Below are 13,789 nucleotides of genomic sequence, written 5' to 3'. Positions count from 1 at the left end.
GGCGGGAGATGGCCGAGTCATGTCCTGGGATGTGTGGGGAACGTGTGCGTGGTGTTACGGAAGGGGCGACGTCCGGTGCAGGAGCAACAGCGCCACGTCGTCCGGCCGGGACCGCCGCTCGGTCACGTTCAGCGTGAGCAGGTCGGCCAGCCGCTCCAGCGCGGGTGCCGCGCCGGCCCGGGTCGGGCCGGTCTGCCGGGCCCACAGCTCCAGCCCGCCGAGCATCCGCTGCACCGACTCGTCGTAGTCCTCCTCGCGGTCCTCGACCAGCCCGTCGGTGTACACCAGCAGCGTCTCGCCGACCGCCAGCCGGCCGGCCGTCAGCGGGTACGGCTGCCCCGGGTCCACGCCCAGCGGCGGCCCGCCCGGCAGGTCGAGCTCGACGGCCCCGGCGTCCGCGATCCGCACCGGCGCGGGATGCCCGGCCCGGGCCGCGGTCAGCGCGCCGTCGGCCGGGTCCAGGGCCAGGAAGAGGCAGGTCGCGAACAGGTCGGTGTCCAGTTCGGTCAGCAGCCGGCTGGTCCGGGCCAGCGTGGCGGCCGGATCGTGCCCGTCCGTCGCGTACGCCCGCAGGCCGCTGCGCAGCTGGCCCATCACCGCCGTCGCCTCCGCGTTGTGGCCCTGGACGTCGCCGATCACCAGCCCGATCCGGCCGTCCGGCAGCTTCAGCAGGTCGTACCAGTCGCCGCCGATCTGCATGCCCTCGGTGCTCGGCAGGTAGCGGGCGGCACTGGCGATCCCGGGCAGCCGGGGCAGGGTGCGCGGCAGCATCGCGCGCTGCAGCTCGGTGGCGCGGTGGTGGTGGGTGTCGTACAGCCGGGCCCGCTCCAGGGACTGCGCCAGGATCCCGGCGAAGGCCGAGTACAGGGTGCGGTCCTCCCGGCCGAACGCCCGCTCGGTGGAGAAGGTGATCAGGCAGGAGCCCACCTGCCGCCCGGAGGCGACCAGCGGCAGCACCGCCCAGGAGACCGGGGTGAGCGGGCCGTGCCGGCCCCGGCTCGTGTCGGGCTCGCTGAACAGCGGGGCGGAGCGGGTCAGCGCGTGCTGCATCACGTTCTCGGAGCGGTCCGCCAGCCGGGTCAGCTCGGTGCGCCTCGGCCCGCCGTACACGGTGTGCGAGACGGGCAGCAGCCGGCCCTCGTCCACCAGGTCCAGGACGATGCTGGCGGCGCCGAACGCCGGGCGGGCGACGTCGGTGACGGCGGTGGTGACGTCCCGGACGGTCACCGCCCGCGACAGCGACCGGGTGAGCGCGAGCAGCAGTGCCGTCCGGGCCCCGCCCGGGGTGGCGTGCTCCCGGGGGTGTCTCCGGTGCTGGTCCCGGTCCTGGTCCCGGTCGGAGAGCAGCCCGGCGACCCGGACCGGCCGGCCGTGGACGTCCAGCATCACCTCGCCGGTCTCCTCGATCCGCGCCACCTTGCCGCCCCCGCGCAGCACCCGGTACCCGATCCGGTACCACCCGCCGGTGGTGAGCGACTCGGCGAGCGCGGCCTGCACGTCCGGCAGGTCCTCCGGGTGGACGATCCGGTCCAGCTCCGGGGCGGAGCCGTCGGCGGTGGCGGGCTGGCCGGTGACCCGGAACGCCGCGGCGTCCCAGTAGCTCTCGCCGGTGACCAGATCGCGTTCGAAGGCGCCGTGCCCGGCGGCCCGGACGGCGAGCGACAGCATCGGGTGGGCCAGCCCGGCGGGGAGGCTCCCGGCCCCGTCCGGCGGCGCCCCGGCCGGATCCTGGGGTATCCGGGCGTCCGCGTGGTCGAGCAGGTGGGACAGCCGGTGGGCGCAGGCCTCGCCGATGGTCTCCAGGACGTCCAGGTCGCGGCGGGGGACGGTGCCCCGGTGGGCCAGCGCGAGGGCGAGGACGCCGACCGGCCGCTCGTCGACGACCATCGGCAGGGCGATCACGGCGACCATGCCGGTGCCCATGCCGGCGTTCTTGTTCGGGTAGTCGACGCTGGTGTGCTCGGGACTGAGCAGGTAGGGGCGGCGTAACCGCAGGGCCATCGCGGCGGGGAGGTCACTGGCCGGATCGACGATGCTGTAGCGCTCGTGGGCCCAGTCCGGCAGCCCGTGCGAGGCGGTCAGCCGGAGCATCCCGGCGGAATCCAGCAGGTAGAGCGCGGAACCCTCGCCGGTGATCCACCCCGGTCCCTCGGCGAGGACGGTGCCGAGCAGTTCGGCGGCGCTGGTGCAGCCGAGCAGCAAGCGCACGCAGCGCATGGGGCTGCGGGCGGTGGGACTGCTGCGCGGCCTCCGGCTCTCGTCCTCGGAGGGGGGAACCCACGGAGAGCTCAGGTCCATCGGATACCCGGCCTTTCCGCTCTCGGGGGGTGGGTGCCCTCTGGGTGCCCGAACGGGCACTTAATTCTTAATACCTTATTTCTCAGGCGGGTGCTGAAGCGGGTGAATGGTGGCCCAGACGGCGTACCAGCACCAGCGTCCGGTCGTCCGCCGCGTCCCGCGCCACCGTCCGCACCAGCCGCTCCGCCGCACCCCGGGTGAGCTGCTGCTGCGTCCGCCACGGCCGCACCACCGGCTCGGCCGCCGCCAGCAGCCGGCCCACCCCCTCGTCCAGGTCCCGACCCGGCACCTCCACCAGGCCGTCGCTGAACAGCAGCAGCGAATCGCCCCGCCGCAGCCGCCCCGACACCGCCGGATACAGCGCGCCCGACACCAGCCCCAGTGCCGGGCCGCCGTGCCCCGACCGCGCCCAGCCGCCGCCGTCCGCCCGGCGGAACTGCGCGGGCGCCGGATGGCCGGCGTTGAACAGCAGGTAGTCGCCCGTCGCCGGGCGCAGCGCGAGGTGCACCGCCGTCGCGAAGTCGTCCTCCCAGCCCATCCGCACCAGGTGGTCGTTGGCCGCCGGCAGGAACGCCTCCGGGGGCACCCGCCCCAGCAGCATCGCGAACGCGCCCGACAGGTGCGTCGAGCGGGCCGCCGCCCGGCTGCCCTTGCCCGACACGTCCACCAGCAGCAGCTCCAGCAGGTCCTCCTCGGGGCGGTGCGCGCACAGCAGGAAGTCACCCGAGAACGAGGTGTCGCCGGCCGGTGCCAGCGCACTGTCGAAGTGCCAGTCGAGCAGCCGCTCCGGAAGCCGGGCCAGCGCCCGGGTGTGCTCGGCCAGCTCCAGCAGCATCGAATCGCCCTGGGTCCCGCGCAGACCCAGCCGGTGCCGGAACCGGTTCGCGGCCAGCACCGTCACCGCGGTGGCGGCCAGGACCAGCGTCACCCCGATCCGCACCCCGAGCGGATCCCGCACCACCGCCCCCAGCACCCCGCCGGCCAGCGCCGCGCACACCAGCACCAGCAGCTGACCGCGCCGCAGCAGCAGCCCGCCGACCACCAGCGGCAGCACCAGCGCCGACGGCGGCCAGCTGTACGGCAGCACGATCGGCAGCACGCTCAGCACGGCTGTCACCCCGAGCAGCACCCCCAGCGCGTACCGCGCGGCCCGGGCGTTCCCGTCCAGCAGCCGCAGGTACCACCGCCGCGCCCTCGCTATCGGTGCGGGCACGTGGACCTCCGCCAAGGGGTCGGCGGTCCCCTGTCATGACCACCAGTCAGCCCGGCCACACTAACCCGTCCGCCCCCACCGCCCCCAGGCCCGCTGCCCGCCCGCCGCACGGGAAGTCGGCGGGTCCGACTTCTGGTGCACGCCCCACCCCGTGTGGTGGTGGTTCCGTCGTCGTCGTGGGAGGCCGGGCGGGTTGTGCCACGGCCGGCGTCTCAGGGGGTGGGCCAGGTGCGCAGGCCGGTGGTGAGGAGGGTGATGAGGCGGCTCTGGGTGGTGGCCAGGTCCTCGGCGAGCTGGAAGCCGCCGCCGATGGAGAGGGAGGCGAAGCCGTGGGCGACGGAGCGGACGGTGCGGGCGGCGTGGATCGCCTCCGCGCCGTCGAGGCCGTACTCCCGCAGGACGGCGATGATCACCCCGACGAGCCGTCCGGCCGCGCGGGTGAGGTCGTCGTCCGGCTGCGGGGCCTGGGGGAGCGCGTTGTAGCGGTGCGGGTACTCGGTGGCGTACGCGTGGTAGGCGCGCAGGACGGTGTCGACGGCGTCGTCCCCGCTGCGGCCGACGGCGGCCTCGGCGAGCCGGTCGGCGAGTTCCTCGGTGACCCGGACGGCGATGAGCCGCCGCAGTTCGGCGAGGCCGCCGCTGACGTGCTTGTACAGCGACGGGGTGGCGACCCCGGCCCGGGCGGCGACGGCGGCCAGGGTGAGGGCCTCCGTGCCCTGCTCGTCGATGAGGGCGAGGGCGTGGTCGACGACCTGCTCGGGGGTGAGTCCTACTCGGGGCATGGCGCGGGCTCTCCGTCGGTGGAAGGGGGCTGATGTGGCGGGGCGGGGCTGACGTGGGCGGGCGGGGCTCAGACGAGTTCGGCGAGGAAGGGCAGCAGGGCGTCGGCGGTGGCCTGCGGGTTGTCGGCCATCGGGTAGTGCCCGGATCCGTCGATCATGACCTTCCGTGCGTCGAGCGCGGCGGCCTGCCGGTCGGCGACGGCTTCCGGCTTCGGGAAGTCGGGGTCCTTGCTGCCCATGATGACGAGCGAGGGGCAGCGCACGGCCGCGGTCCAGCCGACGGGCGCGGAGTCCCCGCTGACGTATCCGCGGGTGGCGGTCTTGCGGCCGGGGGTGCGCATGGCGGCGACGAGTCCGGCCACGTACGTGTCGAAGTCGGCGGGCTTGGCGCCCGGGTAGGCCAGCTTGCGGTGGTAGAGGCCCCAGAAGGCGGGCGAATGGACGGTCAGGAAGCCCATGGCGCGGAGGGCGCCGCGCAGGAGGGCGCCGGGCGGGGGGTTCTCGACGAAGGCGTCGACCAGGGCGATGCCGGCGACCCGCTCGGGGGCGTCGCCGGCGGCCTTGACGACCGTCGCGCCGGTGTAGGAGTTGCCGACCAGGACGGCGCGGTCGATGCCGATGTGGTCGAGCAGGGCGAGGACGTCGGTGGCGATGGCGGCGGGGGAGTAGTCGTCCCAGACGATCGAGGATTCGCCGAAGCCGCGCAGGTCCATGGTGATGACCCGGCGGCCGGCGGCGGCCAGCAGCGGGCGGAGGTGCCGGTAGGCGGCGCGGGTGTCGAGCATTCCGGGGAGCAGCACGACGGGGGCGCCGTCGCCCTGTCGGGTGTCGTCGTAGGCGAGGCGGCCGCCGGTGACGTCGAGGTACTGGGTGGTGGGGGCGCTGGTGGCGTTCATGGGGGGGCCTCCGGAGGGCTGCCGGTGCGGGGCTTCGGTGCGGGGCTTCGGCGCTGCCGCCGATAGCCATAAAGCTAAGGCTAATAGCCTTAGCCGTCAAGCCTTCATGCCCTGCGGAGCGGGGGAGGTCGGCGAAAGGTTTGCAGGTGAAGGGTCGTTCGTTGACGTCCGATCACGTGAGGTGGCGTCAATGGTGTTCAAAGGGGTCCAGGGGTGTCCAAGGGGAACAAAACGCCCGCCGTGCCCCAGAATGCCCCGCCCGTCTCAGGTCGTCCCGGGCGAACGGCTTGGAATCAGGGCCTCCTAGGATTAACGTTTGATAACGCAGCGCGGTCGTCAACGCCGTACCCAGACGGCACCGTGCGCCGTCGCCTAATCCCACCGACCGGCCTCCGGGCAGGTCAGGGAGCCGGGGAACCACGTTCCTTGGGGTGAATCGGCGGGGCTCCGGCCCGGCCGTAGGAGACCTTCCTGCTCCGAACCCGTCAGCTAACCCGGTAGGCGCGAAGGAAGGAAAGGAGCGCGCCTCCGTGGCGTCGACGCACACTCCGGCACACCCGGCCGGCCTCGCAGCAGGTACCCGGCTCCTCGACCACCCCGGCCCGGACGGCCCCGAGTACGCGGGCCCGGAGGCCGAGACCAACCGGCACCGGATGCCGCGTCAGGTCCGCGGGACCTCCCCGCTGCTCGGCGTCACCGCCGTCGCCGCCACCCTGGGCGCCACCGGCTTCGCCTCCGCCACCCCGGCCGCCGCCCCCGCCATCGAGACCCCGGACGAGACCCCGGTCGCCCTCTCCGCCGACCCCGGCCTCGCGCTCGCCGCCCGCATCCAGCTGCAGGCCGACAGCCAGCGCACCGCCGCCGAGGAGGACGCCCGCGTCCAGGCCGCGAAGGAGGCGGAGGCCAAGGCCGCCGCCAAGGAGGCCGAGGCCAAGCGGGCCGCCGAGGAGGCCGAGCGGGCCAAGGCCGCCGCCCTCACCCTGCCGGTGCGCGACTACCACCTCACCGCCCACTACGGCCAGAGCGCCCGCTACTGGGCCCACCTGCACACCGGCCTGGACTTCGCCGCGGACACCGGCACCCCCGTCTACGCCGTCGGCCAGGGCACCATCACCTCGGCCGGCTGGTCCGGCTCGTACGGCTACCGGATCGTCGAGACCCTGCCCGACGGCACCGAGATCTGGTACTGCCACCTCTCCTCGATCATCAAGGGCTCCGGCAAGGTCGCCTCCGGCCAGCAGATCGGCAAGGTCGGCGCCACCGGCAACGTCACCGGCGCGCACCTGCACGTGGAGGTCCGCCCCGGTGGCGGCGCCCCCGTCGACCCGGAGACCTGGTTCCAGCAGCGCGGCCTCAACCCCTGACGCACCCGCGAAGCCCCGGCCGCCGGAACCAGAAGGCACCGCGGCCGGGGCTTCGCCGCGTCACTCCTGCACTGGGTCCGCCGGGTCCGCCGACTCCGCCGGGTGCGCGTCGAACCCCTCCTGCGCCGGCCCCGCCAGCCCCTCCATGCGGGCGTCGAACTCCTCCTGCGCGAGCCCGGCCAGGTACGCGTCGATCTCCTCCTGCCCCGGCTCCGGCGCGAGGTCCGGGAACTCCTCCACCAGCATTCGCGGCAGCCCGGGCACCGTCCACTCCCCGTACAGGTCGAGCGCGGCCTCCACCGCGGCCTCCTCGAACGCCCCGAAGTCCCCGGCCAGTTCGTCCGGCATCGGCTGGCCCAGCGCCGTCAGCTCGGCCAGGTTGCGGTAGCTGCGCCGCATCAGGCCCTGCTCCAGCAGCCGGCGCGCGCCGTCGGTGGCCATGCCGACCGAGATCACCCGGGTCGGGCTCCAGCCCTGCTCGTCCACCTCGTCCAGCCAGCCGGTCTGCGCCAGTGCGGCGAACCTGGCCAGTCGCTCCTCCTGCGCCAGCTCCCGGAAGCCGGTCAGCCACTCCCGCACCGCCTCCGGATCCGCGACGTCCGCCCCGTACGCGTGCAGCAGCAGCGCGTACAGCCGGGGCCAGGTCACCAGGTCGGCGCGGCGCAGCAGCCCGGCCGCGACCTCGCCCTGCCACTCGGCCTCGGCGTGCAGCCGCTCCTGGCGCTTGGCGTTGAGCCGCTTGGCGGCCCGCTGGTGGTCGGTCAGCAGCCGGACGGCGGCGCCGTACGCCAGCGGGTCCGCCTCCGGTTCGGGTTGGACGTACAGGTAGAGCCGCTCGTACAGCAGGTGCTCCACCGCGTTCGAGGTCAGTTCGGGCCAGCCGTCGTGCATCCTGCCCTCGCCCAGCTCCAGCAGGGCCAGCACCGCGCGCAGCGGCGCTTCGGCCACCGGGGTGCGGTCCTCCGCCGCCGCCCAGGCGAGCAGGTCGGAGGCCCTGGTGCGCGGGGCGAGCCGCAGGTCTTCGTCGTTCATAGCTCGAACGGTAACCGCTGGCCGGGAGTAGGGTCGGCTGCCATGGTCCCCGTACGACTCACCGGCCCCCGGCTGGCCATCCGCGAGTATCACCACACCGCAGGCGACGTGGACGCGCTGTACGGGCTGTTCGGCGACCCGGAGGTCACCCGCTACCTCCCCTTCGAGCCGCGCGACCGCGAAACCTGCGCCGACCAGATCGAGCTCTACCTGGAGGAGGCGATGGCGCCGGAGCGGGACACCTACCGGCTGGCCGTCACCCGGCGCGAGGACGCCGAGGACCCGGCGGACGCCACGCCGATCGCCCACGCCTCCCTCACCCTCGGCAACCACCGCTCCGCCCACCTCGGCTACGTGCTGGGCCGCGACGTCTGGGGCCGCGGCTACGCGGGCGAGATCGCCGGCCTGCTCTGCGAGCTCTCCTTCGAGGCCCTCGGCGTGCACCGGCTGGCGGCCCGGGTCGACGTGGACAACGCCGCCTCCGCCAAGGTGCTCCTCCGGCTCGGGTTCCAGCTGGAGGGGCGGGTCCGGCACGACCTCCACAAGGGCGGCGTCTGGTCCGACTCGTACCTGTACTCGCTGCTCGCCGACGAGTGGACCGGCGCGCCCGGCTGACGGCCCGGCGCGGACGTCCGGCGTGGGCCTGGGGGCAGCCTGCCGGGTCGGGCCCGGGGGGTTAACCCCACCCCCGATCCGCCAGGCCTCCGGATCCTCCCCGGCCCGCCGTTCGACCAGACTGATGCCATCAGCAGTCGAGAACGAGGGACCGGGGCCGGGACATGAGCATCAGCCGAAGCACGCAGGACCGTGAGTGGGACGTCCTCGGTGGTTACGGCGACGACCCGCGTCCCGCTCGGGCCCACCGGACCGAGGAGCCGCCGGCCGTCTGGCGGGCGCCGTTCTCCAAGCACTACTACCGCGAGATCGGCTACACGCTCACCGGCCTGCCGCTGTCGGTCATCGGCTTCTCCGTCTCGATCGTGCTGTTCTGCATGGGGATCGGCACCTTCGTCACCGTCCTCGGCCTGCCCGTGCTCGCCCTCCTGACCACCGTCGCCCGCGGCATGGGCCGGATGGAGCGGGCCCGGGTGCGCGGCATGCTGGCCCTGGACGTGCCCGCCCCGGAGCCGGTGCGCCAGACCCGCCCGGGCACCTGGGGGGCGATCACCGCGCGGCTGGCGGACCCGGCCGGGTGGAAGGCCGCGTTCTACCAGGTGGTGATGTTCCCGTGGGCGGTCCTCAGCTTCGCCCTGTCGCTGGTGTTCCTGCTGCTCGGCTGGGCGATGGCGCTGTACCCGCTCTACCAGTGGATCTTCCCGGCCTTCACCTCCTGGCGCGGGTACCGGATCTTCGACTTCTACGACAGCGACAACGTCCAGCACGTCTACTACATCGAGGGGGCCTGGCAGATCGCCGGCTTCTCGCTGGTCGGGGTGCTGCTCATCATCCTCACCGCGCAGCTGGTCCGCGGCCTGACCAACGTGAACCGGGCCGCCGCCCAGGGCCTGCTCGGCCGCTGAACCCCGCAGCCCTCCCCGGTCCCGCCTGCCTCCCCGGTCCCGCCTGCCTCCCCGGTCCTGTCTGCCTCCCCGGCCCCGCCCGCTTCCCCGGCCCCGCCCCCACCCGGACGTGCTCCGGATGCGGGTGGGGCCGACCCGTGTTCGGATGGCCGCGTGTCCGCCGCACACACCCCCGCCGACCCGGGCGCCCTGGGCCGGGACATCCTGGTCACCTCCCGCCCGCTGGACGAGTACTGCGACCTGTTCGACCTCACCCGGGCCCAGCTCGCCGCGCTGCCGGGCCCGGTGCTGGACTGCCCGGGCGGTGCGGCCGGCCTGGCCGCCGAGGCGCGCCGGCTCGGCTGCCGGGTGATCGCCGCCGACCCGGCGTACGCGCTCCCCGCACCCGAGGTCGCGGCCCACGCGCTGGCGGCCCGGGCGTCGATGGCCACCGCGATGGCCGCCCGCCCGCACCTCTACCCGTCGCCGCGCTCCTGCCGACCGGACCGCTACCTGCGCAGCTGGGACCGCGCCCGCCGCCTGTTCGCCGCCGACTCGGCCGCGCACCCGCAGCAGTACGTGGCCGCCGCGCTGCCCCGGCTGCCGTTCGCGGACGGCGCCTTCGCGCTCACCCTGAGCGGCTACCTGCTCTTCGCCTACCCCGAACTGTTCGGCCCCGAGCGGCAGTTGGCCGCCCTGGTGGAACTCGTCCGGGTCACCTCCCCGGACGGCGAGGTCCGCGTCCAGCCGCTGCACGACGGCCACGGCCTCCGCTGCGCCCACCTCGACCCGCTGCGGTTCGCGCTCGGCGAGCGTCGCGTCGCCAGCGAGATCCGCCGCTTCCCCCGCGCCGCGGACGGCCGCACCCGCCGCGTCCTGGTGCTGCGGGCCGCCGACCACCGCCGCCGGTCCGCCACCGAAAAGTAATGGTCTCTCCTGGTCAGCGCCCCTATACTCGCCCGCATGAGCGAGACGACCATCAGGCGAGCCGGGGCGGCTGACGCCGACCGGCTCACCGAGCTGATCCAGGCTTCCACCGCCTACCGCGGCGACTACGCGGCGATGATCGACGGCTACCGGGTCACCCCCGAGTACGTCGCCCGGCACGAGGTGTTCCTGGCCCTGGACCCGACCACCGACCTGCTGCTCGGCTTCTACGGCATGATCCGCGAACCGGCGGAACTGGACCTCATGTTCGTCGCCGACGAGGCGCAGGGGCTCGGCATCGGGCGGAAGCTGATCGCGGACATGCTGGAGCGCGCCCGGGCCGCCGGGATCACCTCGATCAAGGTGGTGTCCCACCCGCCCGCCGAGGGCTTCTACCTCCAGATGGGCGCCGAGCGCACGGGCACCCGCCCGCCGCAGGTCAAGACGCCCTGGGAGCAGCCCGAACTGCACTTCACCGTCAAGGAGTTCAGCAGCTAGCTGGGGTCGCCCGCCGACGGAGCCGACTGGACGGGCTGAGCCGACTGGACGGGCTGAGCCGACTGGACGGGCTGAGCGGGCTGAGCGGGTGGGGCCGGCTGTTCCGGCCGGCCGGGCTCGGCGGGTGAGGCCGGCTGCGTCGGGACGAAGGCCGTCGTCTCCAGCCGGGACAGTATCTTCTCCGCCAGCCAGCTGCGGTCCGACCCGTACGGGATCCCCTCCGGCAGCACCAACTGCCCGGCCACCGCGTCCCGCAGCCGCTGCGCCTCGGGGCCGGGCAGCCGGGAGAGCAGGCCCCGGGCGGCCAGCAGCGCGTGGTACTGCTCGAAGCCGGAGCGCGGACGCTCGATCGCGTCCAGCAGGCTCGGCAGGTCGGCCAGCGACGGGTCGCCCTGCATCAGTGCGAGTGCTTGGATCCGGCGGCCCTCGGAGCCGTCCGCGTACAGCGCCCGCACCTGGTCGGCGGTCAGCGCCGAGCGCCGCGCCGTCGAGCGGACCTCGGCCACCACGCCCGCCGGCCCGGACGAGGGCGAGGAGGCGGGCGGCAGCTGTGCGGCCAGCGCGGCCGACTGCTCCGCGCTGTCCCCCAGCAGCCCGAGCTGCTGCATCGCCCGGACCCGCAGGTCGTCGGCGCCCACCTTGTCGCCCCGCCGGTCGCGGTCCTGCCCGGCGAGGAAGAGGTCCAGGGCCTGGTCGGCGTCGGTCAGCACCTGCGGCAGCGCGAGCCTGGTCACCAGCCAGCCGGCCAGGAAGCCGAAGACCACGAAGTACAGCACCAGCGCCGCCGCGAACGGCACCGCGGCGTCCTCCCCGCCCAGTGCGGGGGCCAGCGCGGTGCCGAGCTGGTGCAGCCGCTCGCCGAGCGAGCCGAGCTGGGTCAGCCCGACGCCCAGCAGCACCTTGGTCAGCCAGTCGGACACCTGCTCCAGGTTGGTGTTCGGGGCGTACGAGCCCTGCGGTTCGCCGCTGCCGCTGCGCACCCGGGGCACTCCGAACAGGAAGCCGAGCGCGCCGCCGAGCACCGTCGAGGCTCCGGCCACCACCAGCCCGCCGCCGAACGCCTGCCAGGCCTGCTCCCGGTCGAGCGAGAAGAGCAGCAGCCCGAGCAGGCCCGTCCCGGCCAACGCCCCGGGCGCGGCCCACCGGGCCGTCCGCAGGGCCGTCGTGCCGCTCCGCCGCCGCGCCTTCGCCATCGCCTACCCCCTGTGCCCGCGCCGCTCCGCTCCGGAACCCGCGCCGACTCTAGCGCCGCGGCCCCACCACGGATACGACCCGGGGGCGCCCCGGACAGGACGCGGGTGACGGCGAAGAGCGGCGGAAGGCACCGGAGAGCGGTGGAGAGCGGTGGAGAGTGGTGGAGAACGCAGACAGCCCGCAGGCTGCTCCTCCGCGCCGGCCCGTGCACTGGCCTGGCGCCGAGGCACCGGGGATGTACCGGTGGGCCTGCGGGCCGGGTGACTGCTATGGATTTCGCCTGCCGGAGGCCTCAGGCCTCACCCCGCGCAGGCAGGGGCGGCTCTAGCGAGCAGCCACCTCACGCATCCTGATGGAACTCAATTCAGGATCACCTCCCTTCAGTGTGCCGCCACGATAGGCAGCCCACCGGCGGGAGGGCAACGGATTTATCGGCGGCCCGGCGGCCGTCGTCCGGGCGGTCTCCGCCGTCGGAGGCCCAGGTCCCGTTGCGGCCGGCTTTGCGGCGGAACGTTCCTTCGCCGCGCCGGGGAACGCGAAAGGCCCGGAGGACGAATCCTCCGGGCCTTTCGTTGCTACTGAGTAGCGGGGACAGGATTTGAACCTGCGACCTCTGGGTTATGAGCCCAGCGAGCTACCGAGCTGCTCCACCCCGCGTCGGTGAACGCAACACTACGGGGAAGTCGCCGAGATGGGAAATCGGTTCTTCAGACCACCCCGGCGGAGCGCCTGCCGCGCCGGGCGGCGTGCCGGGACGCCCGGGACCTGGCCCAGGCCGCGAAGCAGACCAGCGCGGCGAAGCAGGGCACCATCAGCGCCCCGTACACCACCAGGAAGCCGTCCGTGCCGAGGTCGGCGGCGGCGTTCCAGGTGCCGTGCAGCGCCATCGCCAGCAGCAGCCCGGTCGGCGCGGCCAGCCGGGCCAGCCAGCGCCGCCCGGTGGTCAGGGCGACGGCCAGGCCGATCCCGGTGAGCGCGGTGAACAGCGGGTGCGCGAAGGGGGAGAGCAGCGCGCGCAGCACGAAGGTCTGCACGGTGCCGTCGAAGTCGCGCAGGCTGGGCGGATCGCCGAGGCCGATGCTGTCCAGCCGCTGCCGCTGGTCGGTGGTGAACGCCCGGCCCAGGTAGAGGGCGTTCTCGGTGAAGGCGAAGCCGCAGGCGGTCATCCCGCCGAGCACCACCCCGGCCGCCAGGGTGCGCGGCCGGGAGCGGCGGTGCGGGCCGCCGCCGGAGGGCGGGGCCGGGCGCAGGTACGGCAGCGGGCGCAGATACGGGCGCAGCCGCAGCCGGCCCCGGGCGTGCGGACCGGCCGGGCGGCGGGCGTACGTGCGGGGGAGCCGGGGGGCCGGCAGCCGGTGCAGCAGCGGCGCGCAGGGGCGGCCGGTGCGGCGGCCGTGGCAGCGCAGCCGCTGGCCGAGCGGCAGCAGCAGCACCAGCAGGGCGGTGGCCTTGGCGGTCTCCTCGATCAGCGGGGTGGCGATGCCGGCGCCCAGCAGTTCGCCGAGCGGGCCCTGGTGCGAAGTCAGGTACCTGGCGGTCCAGTTGTTGGCCACGATGGCGACGGTGGTGGCCGCGCAGGCGCCCCAGGCGAGGCAGAACACGGTGTGCCGCAGCGGTACCCGGGCGGTCAGGTTGAGCCAGGCCAGGGCGCCGAGCACGAACGGCAGCGGCACCATCGCCAGGCCGACGCCGACCAGCAGTCCGACGGTGCCGGTCTGCCGCTGGACCAGGTGCAGGATCAGCACCCCGCAGCCGGCCAGGGTCAGTACGGCGGTGGCGGTGACGGAGGAGACCGCCACCGAGTGGCCGCGCCGGCGCGGTGCGGCGGCTCCGGACGGCGGCGGCGGTGACGCGGCGCCGACCCAGGGCGCGAGGCGGTGGGCCCGGCGCCTCCGGGGCCCCGGGATGGTCCGGGTGTCGCCGGTGCGCGGGACCGTCTCCGGTGCGTCAGCGGCGGCCTGGACGGTGGCCCGGGACCCGCCGCCGGCCGGGCTGCCCATGCGGCACAGGGTAGGCCACCGCACCCGCCCGTCGGGAGGACTCCGGACGAACCGTCCGGCCGGGGAACGGCCCACCGGTCATCGCG

The 13,789-nt window shown here is 74.7% G+C and carries 12 protein-coding genes, 1 tRNA gene and 1 riboswitch; of the genes, 5 read left to right on the top strand and 8 right to left on the bottom strand.

What is annotated here, in order from left to right; translation table 11 throughout:
* Positions 1-54: 54 nt before the first annotated feature.
* From OG556_RS15945 to OG556_RS15930, 4 genes are all read right to left on the bottom strand, one after another.
* A complete protein-coding gene (locus OG556_RS15945) occupies positions 55-2,208 on the bottom strand; it encodes a SpoIIE family protein phosphatase (RefSeq protein WP_371517602.1) in 2,154 nt (717 codons plus the stop codon).
* Positions 2,209-2,380: 172 nt separating this feature from the next.
* Positions 2,381-3,511, bottom strand: a complete 1,131-nt coding sequence (locus OG556_RS15940) for a PP2C family protein-serine/threonine phosphatase (RefSeq protein ID WP_371517601.1) — start codon at positions 3,509-3,511, stop codon at positions 2,381-2,383.
* 212 nt (positions 3,512-3,723) lie between these two features.
* Positions 3,724-4,293, bottom strand: coding sequence for a TetR/AcrR family transcriptional regulator (locus OG556_RS15935; RefSeq protein ID WP_371517600.1), 570 nt, complete (start codon positions 4,291-4,293; stop codon positions 3,724-3,726).
* A 68-nt stretch (positions 4,294-4,361) separates the two neighbouring features.
* On the bottom strand, positions 4,362-5,189 hold the full coding sequence (locus OG556_RS15930; RefSeq protein ID WP_371517599.1) for an alpha/beta fold hydrolase: 828 nt from the start codon (positions 5,187-5,189) through the stop codon (positions 4,362-4,364).
* A 359-nt stretch (positions 5,190-5,548) separates the two neighbouring features.
* Positions 5,549-5,707: riboswitch (cyclic di-AMP (ydaO/yuaA leader) on the top strand.
* A gap of 12 nt (positions 5,708-5,719) precedes the next feature.
* Here OG556_RS15930 and OG556_RS15925 point away from each other — a divergent pair.
* Positions 5,720-6,553: a M23 family metallopeptidase gene (locus OG556_RS15925; RefSeq protein ID WP_371517598.1), complete on the top strand. Its 834-nt coding sequence runs from the start codon at positions 5,720-5,722 to the stop codon at positions 6,551-6,553.
* Positions 6,554-6,613: 60 nt separating this feature from the next.
* Here the strand turns inward: OG556_RS15925 and OG556_RS15920 are convergent, their stop codons facing one another.
* Positions 6,614-7,585, bottom strand: a complete 972-nt coding sequence (locus OG556_RS15920; RefSeq protein WP_371517597.1) for a hypothetical protein — start codon at positions 7,583-7,585, stop codon at positions 6,614-6,616.
* Between the two features lie 42 nt (positions 7,586-7,627).
* Here OG556_RS15920 and OG556_RS15915 point away from each other — a divergent pair, with 42 nt between their 5' ends.
* The 4 genes from OG556_RS15915 to OG556_RS15900 all read left to right on the top strand — a co-directional run bounded on the left by OG556_RS15915 (position 7,628) and on the right by OG556_RS15900 (position 10,509).
* Complete coding sequence (locus OG556_RS15915) at positions 7,628-8,200, top strand: GNAT family N-acetyltransferase (RefSeq protein WP_371517596.1); 573 nt, start codon at positions 7,628-7,630, stop codon at positions 8,198-8,200.
* A 164-nt stretch (positions 8,201-8,364) separates the two neighbouring features.
* Positions 8,365-9,105 (top strand): sensor domain-containing protein, encoded by a 741-nt coding sequence (locus OG556_RS15910; protein WP_371517595.1) that lies wholly within the window; start codon positions 8,365-8,367, stop codon positions 9,103-9,105.
* A 153-nt stretch (positions 9,106-9,258) separates the two neighbouring features.
* The gene (locus OG556_RS15905) at positions 9,259-10,011 is read left to right on the top strand and encodes a hypothetical protein (protein WP_371517594.1); all 753 of its coding nucleotides are present in this window, start codon (positions 9,259-9,261) and stop codon (positions 10,009-10,011) included.
* A 36-nt stretch (positions 10,012-10,047) separates the two neighbouring features.
* Complete coding sequence (locus OG556_RS15900) at positions 10,048-10,509, top strand: GNAT family N-acetyltransferase (protein WP_371517593.1); 462 nt, start codon at positions 10,048-10,050, stop codon at positions 10,507-10,509.
* On the opposite strand, the gene OG556_RS15895 is transcribed toward OG556_RS15900, so the two are convergent.
* The 3 genes from OG556_RS15895 to OG556_RS15885 all read right to left on the bottom strand — a co-directional run bounded on the left by OG556_RS15895 (position 10,506) and on the right by OG556_RS15885 (position 13,703).
* A complete protein-coding gene (locus tag OG556_RS15895; protein WP_371517592.1) occupies positions 10,506-11,702 on the bottom strand; it encodes a hypothetical protein in 1,197 nt (398 codons plus the stop codon). The genes OG556_RS15900 and OG556_RS15895 overlap by 4 nt on opposite strands.
* Positions 11,703-12,286: 584 nt before the next feature.
* Positions 12,287-12,360, bottom strand: a tRNA-Met gene (locus tag OG556_RS15890).
* Positions 12,361-12,410: 50 nt separating this feature from the next.
* The gene (locus OG556_RS15885; protein ID WP_371517591.1) at positions 12,411-13,703 is read right to left on the bottom strand and encodes a PrsW family intramembrane metalloprotease; all 1,293 of its coding nucleotides are present in this window, start codon (positions 13,701-13,703) and stop codon (positions 12,411-12,413) included.
* Between the last annotated feature and the right edge of the window lie 86 nt (positions 13,704-13,789).

The sequence above is a fragment of the Kitasatospora sp. NBC_01300 genome (genome assembly GCF_041435235.1).
Classification (GTDB): Bacteria; Actinomycetota; Actinomycetes; order Streptomycetales; family Streptomycetaceae; genus Kitasatospora.
Note: the sequence above shows the minus strand (reverse complement) of the source record. Positions and strands in the feature narration are given on the sequence as shown.

What these genes read in the sequence shown, in the direction of transcription:
- OG556_RS15935 (WP_371517600.1), bottom strand. Translation starts at nt 4,293, where the DNA reads ATGCCCCGAGTAGGACTCACCCCCGAGCAGGTCGTCGACCACGCCCTC.
- OG556_RS15930 (WP_371517599.1), bottom strand. Translation starts at nt 5,189, where the DNA reads ATGAACGCCACCAGCGCCCCCACCACCCAGTACCTCGACGTCACCGGC.
- OG556_RS15920 (WP_371517597.1), bottom strand. Translation starts at nt 7,585, where the DNA reads ATGAACGACGAAGACCTGCGGCTCGCCCCGCGCACCAGGGCCTCCGAC.
- OG556_RS15915 (WP_371517596.1), top strand. Translation starts at nt 7,628, where the DNA reads ATGGTCCCCGTACGACTCACCGGCCCCCGGCTGGCCATCCGCGAGTAT.
- OG556_RS15910 (WP_371517595.1), top strand. Translation starts at nt 8,365, where the DNA reads ATGAGCATCAGCCGAAGCACGCAGGACCGTGAGTGGGACGTCCTCGGT.
- OG556_RS15900 (WP_371517593.1), top strand. Translation starts at nt 10,048, where the DNA reads ATGAGCGAGACGACCATCAGGCGAGCCGGGGCGGCTGACGCCGACCGG.
- OG556_RS15895 (WP_371517592.1), bottom strand. Translation starts at nt 11,702, where the DNA reads ATGGCGAAGGCGCGGCGGCGGAGCGGCACGACGGCCCTGCGGACGGCC.
- OG556_RS15885 (WP_371517591.1), bottom strand. Translation starts at nt 13,703, where the DNA reads ATGGGCAGCCCGGCCGGCGGCGGGTCCCGGGCCACCGTCCAGGCCGCC.